Genomic DNA, 17,387 nt, shown 5'->3' on the forward strand with positions numbered 1-17,387 from the left:
GGGCGGGAGGGCGGAAGGTCGGCAGGCGTCGCATGGGTGGATTATTTGGCCTTGTTGACCGACAGGCGGCGGCGCGCCCGGATCTGCAGGCCCGCATACGACACCGCCGCGCCCAGCAGGGCCAGCACGATGACCAGCGCCGCGAGTCCCAGCGGACTGCGCGACAGATGCCACTGCAGCCAAGTCAGAGGCGGCAGGCGGCCGACGTAATACGTGTCGCCGCCCAGAACGCTGTTGACCTGCGTGTCGCGCACGATGGTCATGCTGCCCTGCACGCGCTTGAGCAGGTCGGGCGTCATCAGCGCGTTGAGCAGCGCTTCCTTCGAGTCGGCGTTGGTGATGGCGGCGATCACGCTGCGGCCGCTGCGCAGCGGCGACTCGAAGCCCGCCAGCACCGCGTCGCGGCCGTCGTCGCTCACCGCGATCTGCATGCTGCCCGGCAAGTCTTCGCGGGTGCGCGCGCCGATCACCAGGTCGATGGCGTTGTCGATCCAGCTGCGCAGCTTGAGCTCGGGCGCGTTGCCGTTGCGCTTGAGCGGCATCTTGTCGGCCCACTGCGTGAACAGCGACTGGCTCTGCAGGTTGCCGATCACCAGCAGGTCCTTGTCGGCCCACTGCCCGGCCTCGGCCGAACGGCCCACCTTCACGCGCAGCGCGGGGTAGCCGGTGGAGCGGCCGATCTGACCCAAGAGACCGAGATAGGTCTCGGTGTCGGCGTCGTTGGGCTGGTCCGGCAGGATCACGGCGGTGTCCGACAGGTCGGCCATGCGCGAGAACGGAAAGCCGCCGTTGGCGTAGGCCGCGAGTTCCGGCATCGCGATGAAATGCGGGAAGCCCGACACGTCGATCTTCGAGGTCGGGTCGATCGAGCCGCGCACGTTGTCCAGCTGCGGCACGCAGCGCCCGCCCACGGGCTCGAAGTAATAGTGCAGGCGCAGCTGGCTGCGCGGGCCCATGGCCAGCGGCGGCAGGATGACTTCCTTGTGCTCGGCCAGCGTGCCGTCGGGCATCAGCTTCACGGCCAGCGGGTTCCACCAGCGGTCGCCGGCCGGATTGGCCGAGCGCAGCGGCAGGCCGCCCACGAAGTTGTCGTTGACGTTGATGTTCAGCGTCGACTGGTCGGGCCGCACGCGCGGCGTGTAGCGGTACTGCAGGTCGAGCGGAATGCCGCGGCTGCGCCAGGTGAACAGGTCGGGCGGCAGTTGCAGGTTGACGCGGACCACGTCGGGGTTGTAGCCGGTCACCGACAGGTCGGCGGCCGTGGCCAGCTCGCCCAGTTGCAGTGCCCGGTCGCTCGGCACCCAGCGCGGCGCGTCATAGGGCTTGCGCACCGGCGGTTCCTGGAAGGCGGTGACGGCCGCCTGCGCGCCCGCGAAGGCCTTGCTGTTCAGCGCCAGCGCGGCCGCGGCGGTGCGCAGGTCGGCCGGGTTGCGGCCCATCACCAGCAGCAGCTTGCCGGAGGCGTCCTGCGGGTTGTCGACCACCGCCAGCCCCGGGCCCTGTATGGACGGCAGCGTGAGCCCCGCAATGGCCGACTCCGGCGTGACGAACACCACCGCATGGCCTGCCGGCAGCTCGCCGTGGGACACCGGGAAGGTGGCACCGCGGTAGTCCGCCAGCGCACCGAACCACGAAGACAGCACGCCCGCGGCCTCGAGCATCGGCGCCGTGTCGGCGCCGCCGAAGACGAAGGGAATGCGGGCGCGCCGCACGTCGCGGCGATCGAAGAAGGGCTGCGGCAGGGCCGCCAGGTCGTTCGTGAGCTTGAGCGGCGAGACCGTGAGCTTCAGCGTGCTGGATGCGTCCACGCGCGCCCAGAGGCTGGTGTGCGCCGGGTCTTCGCACTCGCGCGTGTAGTGGCCGATCAGCTCGACGTTGATGCGGTTGAACTCGGTGATCAGGCGCCGGTCGATCGGGATGTCGGCCGTCTGCGGCTTGCCCGCTTCGGCATGGCTCACCGGCAGCGTGGCCACCAGCACGTCGTTGACCGTAACCTTCAGGTGCGAGAGCTCGGGAATGAGCGAGGGCGAATAGGCGTAGTTCAGCCTGAACGACGCGGCCGTCACCAGCTCGTCGGCGCGCACGTTGAACGGGATGCCGACGGTGCCGCTGATGCCGCGCAGCTGGATGGCGTAGTCGATGCCGAGCTGCGTGAGGTTGAGCTCGCGCACGGCGCCTGCAACGGGCGTGGTGTTGGCGGAGGCGGCCGTCGCGGCTGCTGCTGCCGTCGCGGGCGCTGCCGGCAGCAAGGGCGGCGGGACCACGGCGGGCCGGGTTTGCGCCGACGTCCCGTCGGCGAGGGACACGGCGGCAAGCGCGATCGCCAGCATGGCGCAGGGCACGACGCGACGATGCGCGAAACGGGGGGGCGTCACGTGGATTCCTTCGTTTTGACGGGGCGCAGCCTTGAAATGGCCGAACGGTAGTAATGGCTGAACATGTCTCTGAAGCCGGTGCCGCTGATGCTGATGATGTGGCCCAGTACGCGGTGGATGGGCACGCGCGGGTGGTTGCCCCAGCGGGCAGCCCAGATGTCGGCGCGCGCCGTGGTGCACTGCACCAGCGCGCGCTCCTGCGCGAAGCTCATGGGCGCGAAGCGCAGGCCCAGGCGCCTGCCGCTGCTGAAGCGCACCGTGGACGCGAAGCGCGATTCCTGGTCGTTGCGGTACAGCGCCACCTCGACCGGGGTCTCCATGTCGAGCTTGAGGTCGCTGGGCAGCTCCACGCCCAGGCCGCCGCTGGAGAAGTCGAAGGTGTTGCAGCGCAGCGAGCGGCCGTCGGCAAAGTACAGCGTAGCCGGCAGGTTGAGCTCCACGCGGTGCGCGCCGCGCAGCTGGCGCGACTCGTTGGCCGCGGCCACGCAGGCGCCAAGGATCATCAGGTTGTAGATGGTCCACGCCAGGTTCAGCCACACGGTGGCGATGTTCTGCGGATCGACCCACGTCAGGCGCCACACGCCCAGGCACACGCCCACGAAGTTGAACGCCAGCAGCACCAGGCTCGCCTTGGCGATGGTGCTGTCGAAGTACTCCTTCTGGATCAGGCCGCCCTTGGCCGTCACGTTGAAGCTGCCGAGCTTGGGGTTGATGAGCGCCACCAGCGTCGGGCGGAAGATGTACCAGGCCAGCACCGCCTCGTACACCTCGTTCCAGAGCAGGTAGCGGAAGCGTCCCTGGATGCGGCTGTTGGTCAGGTTGGCGTGCAGGATGTGCGGCAGCGCGAAGGCGAAGATCATCGACGCCGACGCATGGATCACGCTCGCGCCGAAGTACAGATACGCCAGCGGCGCCGTCAGGTAGATGAGGCGCGGCAGGCCGTACAGGAAGTGCAGCATCGCGTTCACGTAGCACAGGCGCTGGGCCCAGTGCAGGCCGCGGCCGAACAGCGGATTGTCGATGCGGAAGATCTGCGCCATGCCGCGCGCCCAGCGAATCCGCTGGCCCACGTGGCCCGACAGGCTTTCGGTCGCCAGGCCGGCGGCCTGCGGCAGCGCCAGGTAGGCCGTGCTGTAGCCGCGGCGGTGCATCTTCAGCGCGGTGTGGGCGTCCTCGGTCACGGTCTCGACCGCGATGCCGCCCACTTCCTCGACGATGGTGCGCCGCAGGACCGCGCACGAGCCGCAGAAGAAGGTGGCATTCCACAGGTCGTTGCCGTCCTGGATCAGGCCGTAGAACAGTTCGCCTTCGTTCGGCACCGTGCCGAAGGTGTCGAGGTTGCGCTCGAAGGGGTCGGCCGAGAAGAAATAGTGAGGCAGCTGCACCATGCCCAGCTTCGGGTCGCGCCCGAACCAGCCCATGGCGATCTGCATGAACGAGCGCGTGGGGATGTGGTCGCAGTCGAAGATGGCGACGAACTCGCCGGTGGTGTTCTTCAGCGCGGCATTGATGTTGCCGGCCTTGGCGTGGCGGTTGTTGTCGCGCGTGACGTGGGTCACGCCCACGTCTTCGCAGAACACGCGGAATTCCTCGCGCCGGCCGTCGTCGAGCACGAAGATCTTGATCTTGTCGCGTGGCCAGTCGATCGACTGCGCGGCCAGCACGGTGGAGCGCACCACCGAAAGCGCCTCGTTGTAAGTGGGAATGAAAAGGTCGATGGTGGGCCACTCGGCCGGGTCGTCCGGCAGCGGCACCGGCTTGCGCTCCAGCGGCCAGGCGGTCTGCACGTAGCCCAGGAGCAGCACCACGAAGGCGTACAGCTCGGCCATCAGCAGCCCGGTGCCCAGCACCAGGTCGACCAGGTTGTCCATGAACATGGTCTCGGTCACGCGCCAGTAGGTGTAGCGCGAGGACACGACGACCGACATGAAGATCAGCACCAGGCTCGCGAAGCGGCCCTTGATGCGGTTGGTGATCAGCGCGGCCACGAAGATGCCCACCGACAGCACGATCTGCTGCTCGAAGGTCATCGGCGTGATGATCAGCGCGGGCAGGATCGCCAGCGCGATCAGCCAGCCGGCGATGCGCACCGGCAGCAGGCGCAGGAAGGCGGGGGCCGGCCGGGGCGGCGGCGCGGACGTGGGGGCGCTGTTCATCGTGTGGATTCCATGGACCTGGGCGCCTGCCGTGCAGCGGCGATGCGCTCGAGCAGACGCTCGGCGCAGGAAGCAATGTCTTGTGTCGCCTGGCTCATGGGCGCATAGCGGTGCACCGGCACCGCGGACGCCAGCGCCTCGGGCACCGACTGGTCGAGGTGCAGCACGCCGAGCAGTTCGGGCCGCAGCCGCTGGCGCAGCATTTCGAAGACGTCGTGGTTCAGCCGCTTGCCGGGGTCGACCTGGTTGACCACGTAGGCGCTGCCGGCGTAGTCGGGGCGCGGGCGGCAGTACTTGTCGACCATGCGCTCGATGATCGGCAGCGTCGCGAACGAGCCGGCATCGGCCAGCACCGGGATCACGCAGAGGTTGGCGGCGCGCAGCACCTGCTGCAGGTAGACCGTGGGGCCCGGCGGGGTGTCGAGCAGCACCAACATGCCGTCGGGCAGCGCGAAGCGCGCCAGCGTCTCGGCCAGCCACATCGGATGGCGGGCCAGCTGTTGTTCGAAGACGATCTGCCGCTCGTCATCGACGTCGCCGAAAGGCAGCAGCATGGCGCCACCGTGCGCTGGGCGGATCGCATTCGCCCACGGCATCTGGCCGGTGGCGGCATCCACCAGCCCGGAGTCGCAGGCATGCGGGTCGCTGGCGATGTGAAAGCGCAGGGCGTTCTGCGGATCGAGATCGATGGCGAGCACCTGCTGCCCGCGGGCGGCGAGCGCGGTGCACAGATTGGCTGCGATGGTGGTCTTGCCGACTCCACCCTTGGATGAGATGACGGGGATGACGACCATCGTCACGTCGGCCTTCGCCAGCGCGACATGAGGCCCGGCTGGGCGGCGCGCGGCTGCGGCGCCGCCAGTCGTTCGAACAACTGGGAAAGCGGAGTCGGCGCGGGTTCGCTGGCGGTGGCGGGCTGATGTGCCGCCGGGGGCTGGGGCTGGTGCGCCGCCAGCGGCGGGCGCGGGAAGAGAGGCGCCGGAGCCGGAGCGGGCGCAGGAACGGGTGCAGGTGCAGCAATGGGCGCGGGCACCGGCAGCGGGCGCAGTACCGGTTCGACCCTGGGCTGCGGCGCGGCGGCGACCGGCAGCGGCTGCACCGGCGCCATCAAGGGAGCGGCAGGCGTGCGTGCGGCGGGCGCGGACGGGCGCTCGATCTTCTCGCCCGTCAGCAGCGGCCAGACGCGGGGTGCTTCCTCCTCCGTTTCGGGCGGAGCGAATTCCTTGTAGTCGTGGGCATCCCCGCCGAACTTGCGGAACAGGCCAGCGATGTCTTCCGGGGTCGGATCGTCCTTGCTCATGCTTGCGCCTTCGACAGACGCAGGTCGATGCGGTGGCCGGCCTGTGCGGCGTCGGGCGGGAACGCCTGCACGCGAAGGGAGGACGGCATGCGCTGCGAGTCGAACCAGGCCTGGTAGATGCCCTCGAAGAAGCCGACGCTCCAGTCCGTGGCCTCGGGGCCGAAGGCCGTGGCGATCGGGCTGCAGGCGTGGGTGATGAAGACGCAGTCGGTGTCTTCGCTCAGGGCGCTGAAACCCCAGTCGATGCTGTCCCAGCGCGCGTTGAACTGGGCTTCGAGGTCGCCGAGCGTGTTACACGGGGGAATGGGCATGGCATGCGCAAGACGTTGGCCGATGCGGAAGAAAAGCTGCCGCAGCTCCTCCGGCGGCAGGCCGGCACTCAACTCCGCGGCCATGCCACGATTGAATTCCAGCCACTGCGAACTGCATGAGTTTCTCTCGTAGTACTGAATGAACGGCGTCGCTGTTTCCATGTCCGAGCATTCTCTGGGATCAATTAACGCTTGACAACAAATGTGAACTTTTCGACACACGATCGAACGTGAACTGTCTGAATTCGGGGACGGTCGGTCGAACGAACCGGAACGGCTGCACGAAACCCGTGCATCGCCACCTTCGATACGGCGCAGGGAGCTTTCCGGATTCAACCCGCGCACCCAAGCGGGGCGCCGCCAGGTCAGTCTTCGATGCTGTCCGGTGTCGACCCAGCGGCGCGCATGGAGCCGTTGCCGTTGGGCGCCTGCGGCAGGCGCGGCGGACGCCCGGCGCGCACCACGCCGCGTCCCGCCGCCTTGGCGGCATAGCAGGCGGCATCGGCCGCATCGACCCAGGCGTCGACCGAGCCGATTTCCTGCGACAGGCTGGCCACGCCGATGCTGGCGCCGACATGCAGGCTGCCCGACAGCCACGGCAGCGCGATCGCCGAGATCGACGCCACGATGTCTTCCGCCACGCGCACGGCAGCCTCATGCGTGCACTGCTCCAGCAGCAGCGCGAACTCGTCGCCGCCGATGCGTGCCGCCAGGTCGCCGGAGCGCACCCGCGACATGATGGCCGCGGCCGCCGCGCGCAGCATGGCGTCGCCCGACAGGTGGCCGCCGGTGTCGTTCACCTGCTTGAAGTGGTCCAGGTCGATGAACACCAGCGCCGCCGGCAGCGAGCCCGGCCGGCCTTCGATCAGCCGCTGCGCCTGCTGGTCGAAGCGCTGGCGGTTGGCCAGTCCGGTCAGGCCGTCATGGGCGGCAGACCATTCGAGCGCCTTGCGGGCATTGCGCTGTTCCTCGATGTTGAGCACCGTCCAGATCGAGCCGAAATCGGTGTGTTCCGGGTCCACCGGCCGGCTGCGCAGCCGTGCCCAGAAGCGCGAGCCGTCGCCGCGCTGCATGCGGGATTCGCCCACGTACGAATTGCTGCTGGCGAAAGCCTCTTTCTCAAGCGCGGCGAGGGCGGGCTGGTCTTCCTCGGGCACGACGATCAGGTCCACCGGCTTGCCCAGCAGCTCGTCCTCGCGGTAGGAAAGCAGGCGGCACAGTTCGTCGCTCACCAGCTCGAAGCGCCGGTCTCGGATGAAGGCGATGCCGATGGGCGCCGCGCGCATCACCGAGCGCAGCTTGCTGAACATCTCGCCGTTCAGCCGTTCCAGCTCGGCGCGCTGCACGCCGACGCGGCGCAGCACCTGGCCGAGCTGGCCGATCTCGCCGTCGCCCGTGGGCCAGCCGTCCTCGGGGCGCATGGCGTCGTCGAACATGTGCTGCGCGCGCCGCTCCAGCTTGCTCAGCGGGCGCAGCAGCAGCCACAGGCTCAAGAAGATGCCGGCCGACAGCACCGCCACCAGCGTGAAGGCCCAGACCAGCGCCAGCCGGCGCGCGGCCTTCACCGGCGCCAGCACCTCGGCTTCCGGCCGCACGCGCCACACCACCCAGTCGGGGCCGGGCACGCCGGCGACGCTGGCGATCTCCTGCGCCTGGGGCAGCAGCAGGCCCAGCGGCTCGACCGGACTGCCCGCGGCCTGCCAGGCCTTGAAGGCCCGGGCCAGCCGGGGTTCGTCGGCAATCGATTGCAGCAGCCGCTTGCCGTCGGGGTGCGCCAGCACCCGGCCCTGCGCGTCGGTCAGGACAACCAGCGCGCCGGCATCGCCTTCCTGCGGGTCGACCAGGCCCTCGAGCAGGTCGCGGCTCGACAGGCGCAGCGTGCCGCCCAGCACGGCATAGATGCCGTTGGCGCCGCGTACCGGCTGGTTGACGGCGATGATCGGTTCGCCGGTCAGCGTGCCCAGCAATGGCTCGGACACCATCGGCCGGCCCTCGGCCAGCAGCCGGCGGAAGTAGGGGCGGTCGCCGATGTTCAATTCCGGCTGCGACACGCCCTTGTCGTCGCTCATCACCCGGACATTGCCGTCGGGCGTGGCGATGTAGGTGTTGGCGAAGAAGGTGCGCATCACCGGCTTGCTCTGCAGGAACGCCTTCAGTGCCGCCGGGTCGTTGAGCAGCGGCTCGTTGAGCGCGTTGCCCACCGATTCCAGCACGCGCTGCAGCTGTATCACGTTGTGGCCCAGCAGGGCGGCGGTGCGCACGGACTCGTTCAGCTCGCGCTGGCGCTGCGATTCCAGCAGGTCGTGCTCAGTCCGCCCCACGATGATGGTCGTGATCAGGCCGATGCCGAGCACCAGCGCGAAAATCCCCCCCATCGTGATCCGGGCCTTGAGCGAACCCAGGGCCTTTTCTAGGCGTACCAGCCGGTCGGTGTTCATTCAGTCGAGCTGCGTTTCCCTGGCGGGCGCCGTGGCCCGGCGCTCGCGTTTGACGTTGTACATGGCTGTGTCCGCCTGCTTCAGCGCTTCTTCCGCAGTGGTGGCGCGCGGGTCGACGGCCACCACGCCGACGCTCGCGCCGCCGTACTCGATGGTGGTCTTGCCGTTGAGCCGCAGGTCGCCGATGGTACTTTCGCCCAGGCGGTCGGCCAGCGCGCGCGCCGCGGTGCGCGGAGATTCGTCGAAGCCCGGGCCCGCGCCGATCACCACGAACTCGTCGCCGCCGAAGCGCGCCAGCACGTCGCTGGCCCGCAGCGAAGCCGACAGCCTGCCGGCCATGGTCGACAGGAAATCGTCGCCCACGTCGTGGCCGTACTTGTCGTTGATCTTCTTGAAGCCGTCCATGTCGATGAACCCGACCAGCGTGCTGCGGCCTTCGCGCTCGCACTGGGCGAGCAGCCGGCGCAGGGCGTCGATCAGCGTTCTGCGGTTGGGCAGGCCGGTGAGGCTGTCGGTCGAGGCGTAGGCGGCCAGCTCGGCGTTGGCCCGCTTGAGCTTGACGAGGAGCATCTCGCGCTCGACCTGCTGGGCCAGCAGTTTCGCGAAGAGCCGCAGCACCGGTGCCGCATGGGGCGACAGAGGCAGCTTGTCCGCGCTGGCGCCGCACAGGGTGCCGAAGAGGCCGCCGCTGTCCGTCTTGATCGGTGTGCTCACATAGGTCTGGACGCCGAGCTGGCGGGCGGCGTCGGAGTCGCCCCAGCGGGTGGCGACGTCGTCGGCGAAGGGGCGGTCTTCTTCGAGGGCGCGGCGGCAGAGGGTGTCGGACCAGGGGACGGAAAGGCCCTCGGGGATGGTCATTTCCTTCGCGTTCCGGGCGAAAAGAATGCTCTGCAGGCCCTTTTCGAGATCGATGGTCGTGAGGTAGGTCGATTCCAGCCCCGTGACCACTTCGAGCATTTCGAGCATGGGGCGAGCCAGGTCCTCGAGCGTCTTGGCCGAGGAGACCGAGTCTGAAAGCTGTTCAATCAGTGAGTCCATAGCCCACATTTTGACGGCGATGCGCCAAGGCTTCAGGCTTTCGTTGTACGAAAGTAGCGCCAGACCGGCCGCAGCGCCCGAAAAACCTGCGGCTCAGGATGCCAGCGCTTCCATCAGCTCGGTCTCGATGGCCAGCTGGGTTTTCTGCCCCTGCAGCTCGGGGCCGCTGATGAGGAAGGTGTCTTCCACCCGTTCGCCGAGCGTCGTCACCTTGGCGAGCTGCAGGTTCAGGTGGTGGCGCGCCAGCACCCGGGCCACCGAGTACAGCAGCCCGGCCCGGTCGCTGGCCGATATGTTGAGCAGCCACCGCTGGGCCTTGTCGTCGGGCAGCAGGCTGATGCGCGGCTTGATGGGGAAGCTGCGCACCCGGCGCGACACCCGGCCCATGCTGGGCGGGGGCAGGGCGCCGGCCTCGGTGAGCGTCTGCGCCAGGCCCGACTCGACCATGCTGATCAGGTCGCGGTAGTGGTCGGGCAGGAAGGTGGTCACCACCTGGAAGGTGTCCAGCGCGTAGCCGTCGCTCGTGGTGTGCACCTTGGCGTCCAGGATGCTGAAGGACGACTGATCGAAATAGCCGCAGATGCGCGCAAAAAGGTCGGGTTGGTCGGGCGTGTAGACGACCACCTGCAGGCCTTCGCCCACCGGCGACAGGTGCGCGCGCACGATGGGCGGCGCCTTCGGGTCGATCGGCACGCCCTTGGGCGGCACAAAGCGCGAAAGCTGCTTGGCGTGCCAGGCGATCTCGGTGGCGTCATGGCGCATGAAGTAGCCCACGTCGAGCGTGTCCCACAGGGCCTTGTGCGCTTCGAAGCGCTGGGCGTGCAGGGCCAGTTGCACCAGCGCCTCGCGCTTGCGCGACTCGACCTCGGCATCCGGGTCGGGCATGCGGCCGCCGAGCGCGCGCAGCGTGTAGCGGTACAGGTCCTCGAGCAGCTTGCCCTTCCAGGCATTCCACACGCGCGGCGAGGTGCCGCGGATGTCCGCGATGGTCAGCAGGTAGAGCGCCGTGAGGTAGCGCTCGTTGCCCACGCGCCTGGCGAAGGCGCTGATGACCTCGGGGTCGCTCAGGTCCTGCTTCTGGGCGACTTGGCTCATCACCAGGTGCTCGGCCACGAGGAATTCGATGAGCCTGGCGTCTTCGCGGGCAATGCCGTGCTGCTTGCAGAAGCGCTGCACGTCGCGCGCGCCCAGCGTGGAGTGGTCGCCGCCGCGGCCCTTGGCGATGTCGTGGAACAGGGCCGCCACGTACAGGATCCAGGGCTTGTCCCAGCCGGCCGCGAGCTGCGAGCAGAACGGGTACTCGTGCGCATGCTCGGCAATGAAGAAGCGCCGCACGTTGCGCAGCACCATCAGGATGTGCTGGTCGACCGTGTACACGTGGAACAGGTCGTGCTGCATCTGCCCCACGATGCTGCGGAACACCCGCAGGTAGCGCCCCAGCACCGAGGTCTGGTTCATCAGCCTGAAGGCATGCGTGATGCCGTAGGGCTGCTGCAGGATCCGCATGAAGGTCTCGTGGTTGACCGGGTCGTTGCGGAACTTGCTGTCCATCACATGGCGCGCGTTGTAGAGCGCGCGCAGCGTGCGCGCCGACAGGCCCTGCACGCCGATGGTCTTCTGGTAGAGCAGGAATGTCTCGAGCACCGCGTGCGGCTCGCGCTCGTACAGGTCGTCGCTGGCGATCTCGATGAGGCCGGCGCGCTCGTAGAAGCGCTCGTTGATCGGCGTGTGCCGCTCGTCGCTGGGCTGCAGGCGCTCGGAAATGTTGAGCAGCAGGATCTGGTTGAGCTGCGACACCGCCTTGGCGGCCCAGTAGTAGCGGCGCATGAGCGCCTCGCTCGACTTGCGCTGCGATTCGCTCTCATAGCCGAAGCTGGCCGCCACGGCGGTCTGCAGGTCGAACACCAGCCGGTCTTCACGGCGGTTGGCGATCACGTGGAGCCGGGCGCGGATGAGCGAGAGCAGGGCCTCGTTGCGCTTGATCTGCTGGGCTTCGAAGGAAGTGGCCAGGCCGTTCTTGGCCAGGTCGTCCCAGCGGCTGCCGTAGCCGGCGGCCTTGGTCATCCACAAAATGGTCTGCAGGTCGCGCAGGCCGCCGGGCGATTCCTTGCAGTTCGGCTCCAGCGCGTAGGGCGTGTTGTCGAACTTCTGGTGCCGGTGCCGCATTTCCTGCGACTTGGCCACGAAGAAAGCCTGCGGATCGATGGCGCGGGCGAAGCGGCGGCGAAAGGCGGTGAAGAGCTTCTTGTCGCCGGCGATCAGCCGTGCCTCGAGCAGCGAGGTCTGCACGGTGACGTCTTTCTCGGCCTCGGCCAGGCATTCGTCCACGGTGCGCACGCTGGAGCCGATTTCGAGGCCGGCGTCCCAGCAATGGCCGATGAACGCCTCGATGCGGGCCGGGTCGACCGCGTTCTCGTGGCCTTCGGGCGGCAACAGCAGCAACACGTCGACGTCGGAATACGGAAACAGCTCGCCGCGCCCGAAGCCGCCCACGGCGGCCAGCGAGAGCGCGTCGCCGAAATCGGCCTCGCGCCACAGGGCGCACAGTGTTTCGTCCGCCAGCGCCGAGAGCTGGCGCAGCACCGTGTGCACGCTGCGCGTGGGCGCGCGCGCAAAGCGCAGGGTGTCGAAAAGCGCGAGCTTCTTCGCGCGATAGGCTTCGCGCAGCGTCGCCACGTCGATCTTGGCTGCTTCGATCACGGCCGGGGAACGCGTGCGCGCGTCAGGTTTTGGTCGAGGTGACGAAGGAGGGCAGCGGAGGGCTGCCGGCGGAGAGCGTCAGCACCTCGTAGCCGGTTTCGGTGACCAGCACCGTGTGCTCCCACTGGGCCGACAGCGAATGGTCGCGCGTGACGATGGTCCAGCCGTCGTACTGGCCGCCCTTGAAGTCTTCCTTCACGTCGCGCTTGCCGGCGTTGATCATGGGCTCGATGGTGAAGATCATGCCGGGCTTGAGTTCTTCCATGGTGCCCGGGCGGCCGTAGTGCAGCACCTGGGGTTCTTCGTGGAAGCGCTGGCCCACGCCGTGGCCGCAGAACTCGCGCACCACCGAGAAGCCCTGGCCTTCGGCGAACTTCTGGATCGCATGGCCCACGTCGCCCAGGTGCGCGCCGGGGCGTACCTGCAGGATGCCGTGCCACATGGCCTCGAAGGTGATGCTGCACAGGCGCTTGGCGGCGATGGAGGCGTCGCCGATCACGTACATGCGGCTGTTGTCGCCGAACCAGCCGTCCTTGATGACGGTCACGTCGACGTTCATGATGTCGCCCTTCTTCAGGGGCTTGTCGTTGGGAATGCCGTGGCACACCACGTGGTTCACCGAGGTGCACAGCGACTTCGGGAACGGGACGCTGCTGGCGCCCATGTAGCCCACCGTGGCCGAGGTGGTGCCCTGCTTGACCATGTATTCGGCGGCCAGCCGGTCGACATCGTTGGTCGTGATGCCGGGCTTGATGAAGGGGGTGAGGTAGTCCAGCACCTCGGAGGCCAGGCGGCAGGCGACCCGCATGGCTTCGATGCCCGCAGCGTCTTTGTAGTTAATGCTCATCCCCGAATTATCCCATCGGCCCGGCTAAAATCCCGGGTTAACGCGGATGACCCCAGTCAGCGGTCATTCGCCTTTGTTCCTTGATTCCCAACGCGGCCCCCGAGGCCCCATCGACCGTGACGCAGCCCGCACCTCAAGCCCTTCCTGTCGTAACCATGTTCGAGGGCGGCAGCGCACTCAGCGATTTCCGCGCACGCCAGCTGCTGCCGAAGCTGCAGGCCATCGAACCGCGCATCGAGGGCATTTCGGCCCGTTTCGTGCACCTGGTCGTGACCGATGCGGCGCTCCGCACGGACGACCGCGAGCGCTTTGCCGCGCTGCTGACCTACGGCGAGCCCTTCGAGGCGCCGGCCAAGGCGGGCACTTCGGTAGTGGTCACGCCGCGATTGGGCACCGTGTCGCCGTGGGCCTCCAAGGCCACCGACATCGCCCACAACTGCGGCCTGGCGCTTCGCCGGGTAGAGCGCGTCACCCAGTACCACCTGAAACTCAAGGCTCCGCTGATCGGCAAGGCCCCCGTGCTCGAAGGCGACCAGCTGGCCGCCGCGGCCGGCCCGCTGCACGACCGCATGACCGAATCGGTGCTGGCCACGGTCGAGCAGGCGGCCAGCCTGTTCAGCGAGCTTCCGGCCCAGCCGATGGCGCAGGTCGACGTGCTGGCCGGCGGCCGCACTGCGCTGGTGGCCGCCAACACCGGCTTCGGCCTGGCGCTGGCCGAGGACGAAATCGACTACCTGGTGGACGCCTTTACCCGCCTGGGCCGCAACCCCAGCGACGTCGAGCTGATGATGTTCGCGCAGGCCAACAGCGAACACTGCCGCCACAAGATCTTCAACGCCGACTTCACCATCGACGGCAAGGCCCAGCCGCAGAGCCTGTTCTCGATGATCCGCCACACCGAGAAGCAGAACCCGCAGCACACGGTCATCGCCTATGCCGACAACGCCTCGGTGATGGAAGGCGCGACCATCGAGCGCTTCATCCCCGCCAACGGGTCGCAGAGCTATCAAAAAGATAGCGCCCTGAGCCATGTGCTGATGAAGGTCGAGACGCACAACCATCCGACTGCCATTTCACCTTTCCCCGGTGCTTCGACCGGCGCCGGCGGCGAGATCCGCGACGAAGGCGCCACCGGCCGCGGCTCCAAGCCCAAGGCCGGCCTGACCGGTTTCACCGTGTCGAAGCTGTGGCCTGAAGACGGCCACTACGGCAAGCCCGAGCACATCGCCAGCCCGCTGCAGATCATGACCGAGGGTCCGCTGGGCGGCGCCGCGTTCAACAACGAATTCGGCCGTCCCAACCTGCTGGGCTACTTCCGCGAATACGAGCAGACGGTGGCGAGCGACCTCGACACCATGCAGCGCGGCTACCACAAGCCCATCATGATCGCGGGCGGCCTCGGCAGCATCGACGCCACCCAGACCAGGAAGATCCAGTTCCCGGCCGGCTCGCTGCTGATCCAGCTTGGCGGCCCCGGCATGCGCATCGGCATGGGCGGCAGCGCCGCCAGCTCGATGGCCACCGGCGCCAACGCGGCCGAGCTCGACTTCGACTCGGTGCAGCGCGGCAATCCCGAAATCGAGCGCCGCGCGCAAGAGGTCATCAACCATTGCTGGCAGCAGGGCGCGGCCAACCCGATCCTGGCGATCCACGACGTGGGCGCCGGCGGCCTGAGCAACGCCTTCCCCGAACTCACCAACGACGCCGGCCGTGGCGCGCGCTTCGACCTGCGCGCCGTGCCGCTCGAAGAATCGGGCATGGCGCCGAAGGAAATCTGGTGCAACGAAAGCCAGGAGCGCTACGTGCTGGCCATCGCGCCGGAGTCGCTCGAGCAGTTCAAGGCCTTCTGCGAGCGCGAGCGCTGCCCGTTCTCGGTGGTCGGCGTGGCGACCGAAGAGCGCCAGCTGCTGGTGGCCGACGAAGGCGCCGAGGTGCAGCCCGTCGACATGCCGATGGACGTGCTGCTCGGCAAGCCGCCCAAGATGCACCGCGACGTGAAGACCGTGGCGCGCACCTTCAAGCCGCTCGACCTGACGGGCATCGACCTGCAGAAGGCCGCCATCGACGTGCTCGCGCATCCGACCGTGGCGTCGAAGCGCTTCCTCATCACCATCGGCGACCGCACCGTGGGAGGCCTGAGCCATCGTGACCAGATGGTCGGCCCGTGGCAGGTGCCCGTGGCCGACTGCGCCGTGACGCTGGCCGACTACAAGGGCTTTGCCGGCGAAGCCATGAGCATGGGCGAGCGCACGCCGCTGGCCGCGCTCGACGCACCGGCCTCTGGCCGCATGGCCGTGGCCGAGGCCATCACCAACCTGCTGGCCGCCCCCATCGAACTTTCGCGCGTGAAGCTGTCGGCCAACTGGATGGCCGCCTGCGGCGAGCCCGGCGAAGACGCCGCGCTGTATGAAACCGTCAAGGCCGTGGGCCTGGAGCTGTGCCCGGCGCTGGGCGTGTCGATTCCGGTCGGCAAGGATTCGCTGTCGATGCGCACGCAGTGGAAGGACGGCGCCGAGGCCAAGAAGGTCACGTCGCCCGTGAGCCTGATCGTCAGCGCCTTCGCCACGCTGGCCGACGTGCGCGGCACGCTCACGCCGCAGCTCGACGCCGAGGAGGCCGACACCACGCTGGTGCTGATCGACCTGGGCCAGGGCAAGCACCGCATGGCCGGCAGCATCCTGGCGCAGACGCTCAACCAGAGCGGCGACACGGTGCCCGACCTCGACGACCCGGCGCAGCTGGTGGCGCTGGTCAATGCCGTGAACGCGCTGCGCGCCGACGGAAAGATCCTCGCGATGCACGACCGCAGCGACGGCGGCCTGTTCGCCACCGCCTGCGAAATGGCCTTTGCCGGCCATGTGGGCGTGGCGCTGAACGTCGACATGCTGGTCACCGAAGGCGACGGCATTTCCGACAGCCGCATGGAAACCGGCGACGCCAAGAACTGGGCGCAGCAGGTCAGCGCGCGGCGCGAGGAGCTCACGCTCAAGGCGCTGTTCAACGAAGAGCTGGGCATGGTGCTGCAGGTGCGCACCGCCGAGCGCAACGATGTCATGCAGGTGCTGCGCGCCCACGGCCTCAGCACGCACAGCCACTTCGTCGGCAAGACCCGCCCCGCCAGCTCGCCCATGGATGCGGGCAAGGGCAAGGTCGAAGTCTGGCGCGATGCCAAGTCGGTGTTCAGCGCCAGCCTGCATGACCTGCAGCAGGTCTGGGACTCGGTCAGCTGGAGGATCGCCCGCGAGCGCGACAACCCCGCCTGCGCCGATGCCGAGCACGCCGCCGCCGGTGTGCCGAACGATCCGGGCATGCACGTGTTCCTGCCGAATGCGCAGACCGGCTCCGCCGTTGCGCCCGCCATCCTGCAGTCGCGCCCCAAGGTCGCGATCCTGCGCGAGCAGGGCGTCAACTCGCACGTCGAGATGGCCTACGCCTTCACCGAAGCCGGCTTCGAAGCCTTCGACGTCCACATGACCGACCTGCAGACGGGCAGGGCGGACCTCGCCGACTTCAAGGGCGTGGTCGCCTGCGGCGGCTTCAGCTACGGCGACACGCTGGGCGCCGGCATCGGCTGGGCGCGCAGCATCACCTTCAACCCGAAGCTGGCCGAGCAGTTCAAGACCTTCTTCGGCCGCGCCGACACCTTCGGCCTGGGCGTGTGCAACGGCTGCCAGATGTTCGCCGAGCTGGCCGACATCATTCCGGGCGCGGAGGCCTGGCCGCGTTTCACCACCAACCAGAGCGAGCGCTTCGAGGCGCGCCTGTCGATGGTCGAAGTGCTCGAGTCGCCCAGCATCTTCTTCGCGGGCATGGCCGGCAGCCGCCTGCCGATCGCGGTGGCGCACGGCGAGGGTTACGCCAACTTCAAGCACCGCGGCGACGCCGCCAAGGCCATCGGCGCGATGCGCTTCGTCGACAACCACGGCCAGCCGACCGAGCAGTACCCGTTCAACCCGAACGGCAGCGCGGGCGGCCTGACCTCGGTCACGACGCCGGACGGCCGCTTCACCGCGGTGATGCCGCACCCGGAGCGCGTGTTCCGCAACATCCAGATGAGCTGGACCTCGGGCGACAAGAGCGACCTGAGCCCCTGGATGCAGATCTGGCGCAACGCGCGTCGCTGGGTGGGCTGAAGCAGATGCTCGACCTCGATCACCCGGGAAGCCGGCACGTGCTGGAAGCGGCGCGGATCGAGGATCTGGCAGGCTTTCGTCGTGCTTGA

General features: G+C 68.4%; 10 protein-coding genes. 1 reads left to right on the forward strand and 9 read right to left on the reverse strand.

What is annotated here, in order from left to right; all coding sequences use genetic code 11:
* Positions 1–41: 41 nt before the first annotated feature.
* The 9 genes from bcsB to map all read right to left on the reverse strand — a co-directional run bounded on the left by bcsB (position 42) and on the right by map (position 13,165).
* Positions 42–2,375, reverse strand: a complete 2,334-nt coding sequence (gene bcsB / locus AC1RVW_RS00005; RefSeq protein WP_493197224.1) for a cellulose biosynthesis cyclic di-GMP-binding regulatory protein BcsB — start codon at positions 2,373–2,375, stop codon at positions 42–44.
* A complete protein-coding gene (gene bcsA / locus AC1RVW_RS00010; RefSeq protein ID WP_106934412.1) occupies positions 2,372–4,531 on the reverse strand; it encodes a UDP-forming cellulose synthase catalytic subunit in 2,160 nt (719 codons plus the stop codon). The genes bcsB and bcsA overlap by 4 nt, the downstream gene beginning before the upstream one ends.
* Complete coding sequence (bcsQ, locus tag AC1RVW_RS00015; RefSeq protein WP_106934413.1) at positions 4,528–5,325, reverse strand: cellulose biosynthesis protein BcsQ; 798 nt, start codon at positions 5,323–5,325, stop codon at positions 4,528–4,530. Before bcsQ ends, bcsA begins: the two co-directional genes overlap by 4 nt.
* A 2-nt stretch (positions 5,326–5,327) precedes the next feature.
* Entirely contained in the window at positions 5,328–5,831 is a 504-nt protein-coding gene (gene bcsR / locus AC1RVW_RS00020) for a BcsR/BcsP family cellulose biosynthesis protein (protein ID WP_493197227.1), read from the reverse strand.
* Complete coding sequence (gene bcsD / locus AC1RVW_RS00025; RefSeq protein WP_081269428.1) at positions 5,828–6,304, reverse strand: cellulose biosynthesis protein BcsD; 477 nt, start codon at positions 6,302–6,304, stop codon at positions 5,828–5,830. The genes bcsR and bcsD overlap by 4 nt, the downstream gene beginning before the upstream one ends.
* Before the next feature lie 203 nt (positions 6,305–6,507).
* A complete protein-coding gene (locus AC1RVW_RS00030) occupies positions 6,508–8,580 on the reverse strand; it encodes a sensor domain-containing diguanylate cyclase (protein WP_493197229.1) in 2,073 nt (690 codons plus the stop codon).
* Positions 8,581–9,618, reverse strand: coding sequence for a GGDEF domain-containing protein (locus AC1RVW_RS00035; RefSeq protein WP_106934416.1), 1,038 nt, complete (start codon positions 9,616–9,618; stop codon positions 8,581–8,583).
* Positions 9,619–9,711: 93 nt separating this feature from the next.
* The gene (locus AC1RVW_RS00040) at positions 9,712–12,318 is read right to left on the reverse strand and encodes a [protein-PII] uridylyltransferase (RefSeq protein WP_285410615.1); all 2,607 of its coding nucleotides are present in this window, start codon (positions 12,316–12,318) and stop codon (positions 9,712–9,714) included.
* Positions 12,319–12,340: 22 nt separating this feature from the next.
* Positions 12,341–13,165, reverse strand: coding sequence for a type I methionyl aminopeptidase (gene map / locus AC1RVW_RS00045; RefSeq protein ID WP_081269432.1), 825 nt, complete (start codon positions 13,163–13,165; stop codon positions 12,341–12,343).
* Positions 13,166–13,320: 155 nt separating this feature from the next.
* Here map and purL point away from each other — a divergent pair, with 155 nt between their 5' ends.
* The gene (gene purL, locus AC1RVW_RS00050; protein ID WP_493197233.1) at positions 13,321–17,298 is read left to right on the forward strand and encodes a phosphoribosylformylglycinamidine synthase; all 3,978 of its coding nucleotides are present in this window, start codon (positions 13,321–13,323) and stop codon (positions 17,296–17,298) included.
* Positions 17,299–17,387: the final 89 nt, after the last annotated feature.

The organism is Variovorax sp. MPBD4-3 (genome assembly GCF_058809745.1).

Excerpts from the sequence above, each read along its gene's own strand:
- bcsA (WP_106934412.1), bottom strand. The coding sequence starts at position 4,531 with ATGAACAGCGCCCCCACGTCCGCGCCGCCGCCCCGGCCGGCCCCCGCC.
- bcsQ (WP_106934413.1), bottom strand. The coding sequence starts at position 5,325 with ATGGTCGTCATCCCCGTCATCTCATCCAAGGGTGGAGTCGGCAAGACC.
- bcsR (WP_493197227.1), bottom strand. The coding sequence starts at position 5,831 with ATGAGCAAGGACGATCCGACCCCGGAAGACATCGCTGGCCTGTTCCGC.
- bcsD (WP_081269428.1), bottom strand. The coding sequence starts at position 6,304 with ATGGAAACAGCGACGCCGTTCATTCAGTACTACGAGAGAAACTCATGC.
- AC1RVW_RS00030 (WP_493197229.1), bottom strand. The coding sequence starts at position 8,580 with ATGAACACCGACCGGCTGGTACGCCTAGAAAAGGCCCTGGGTTCGCTC.
- AC1RVW_RS00035 (WP_106934416.1), bottom strand. The coding sequence starts at position 9,618 with ATGGACTCACTGATTGAACAGCTTTCAGACTCGGTCTCCTCGGCCAAG.
- map (WP_081269432.1), bottom strand. The coding sequence starts at position 13,165 with ATGAGCATTAACTACAAAGACGCTGCGGGCATCGAAGCCATGCGGGTC.
- purL (WP_493197233.1), top strand. The coding sequence starts at position 13,321 with ATGTTCGAGGGCGGCAGCGCACTCAGCGATTTCCGCGCACGCCAGCTG.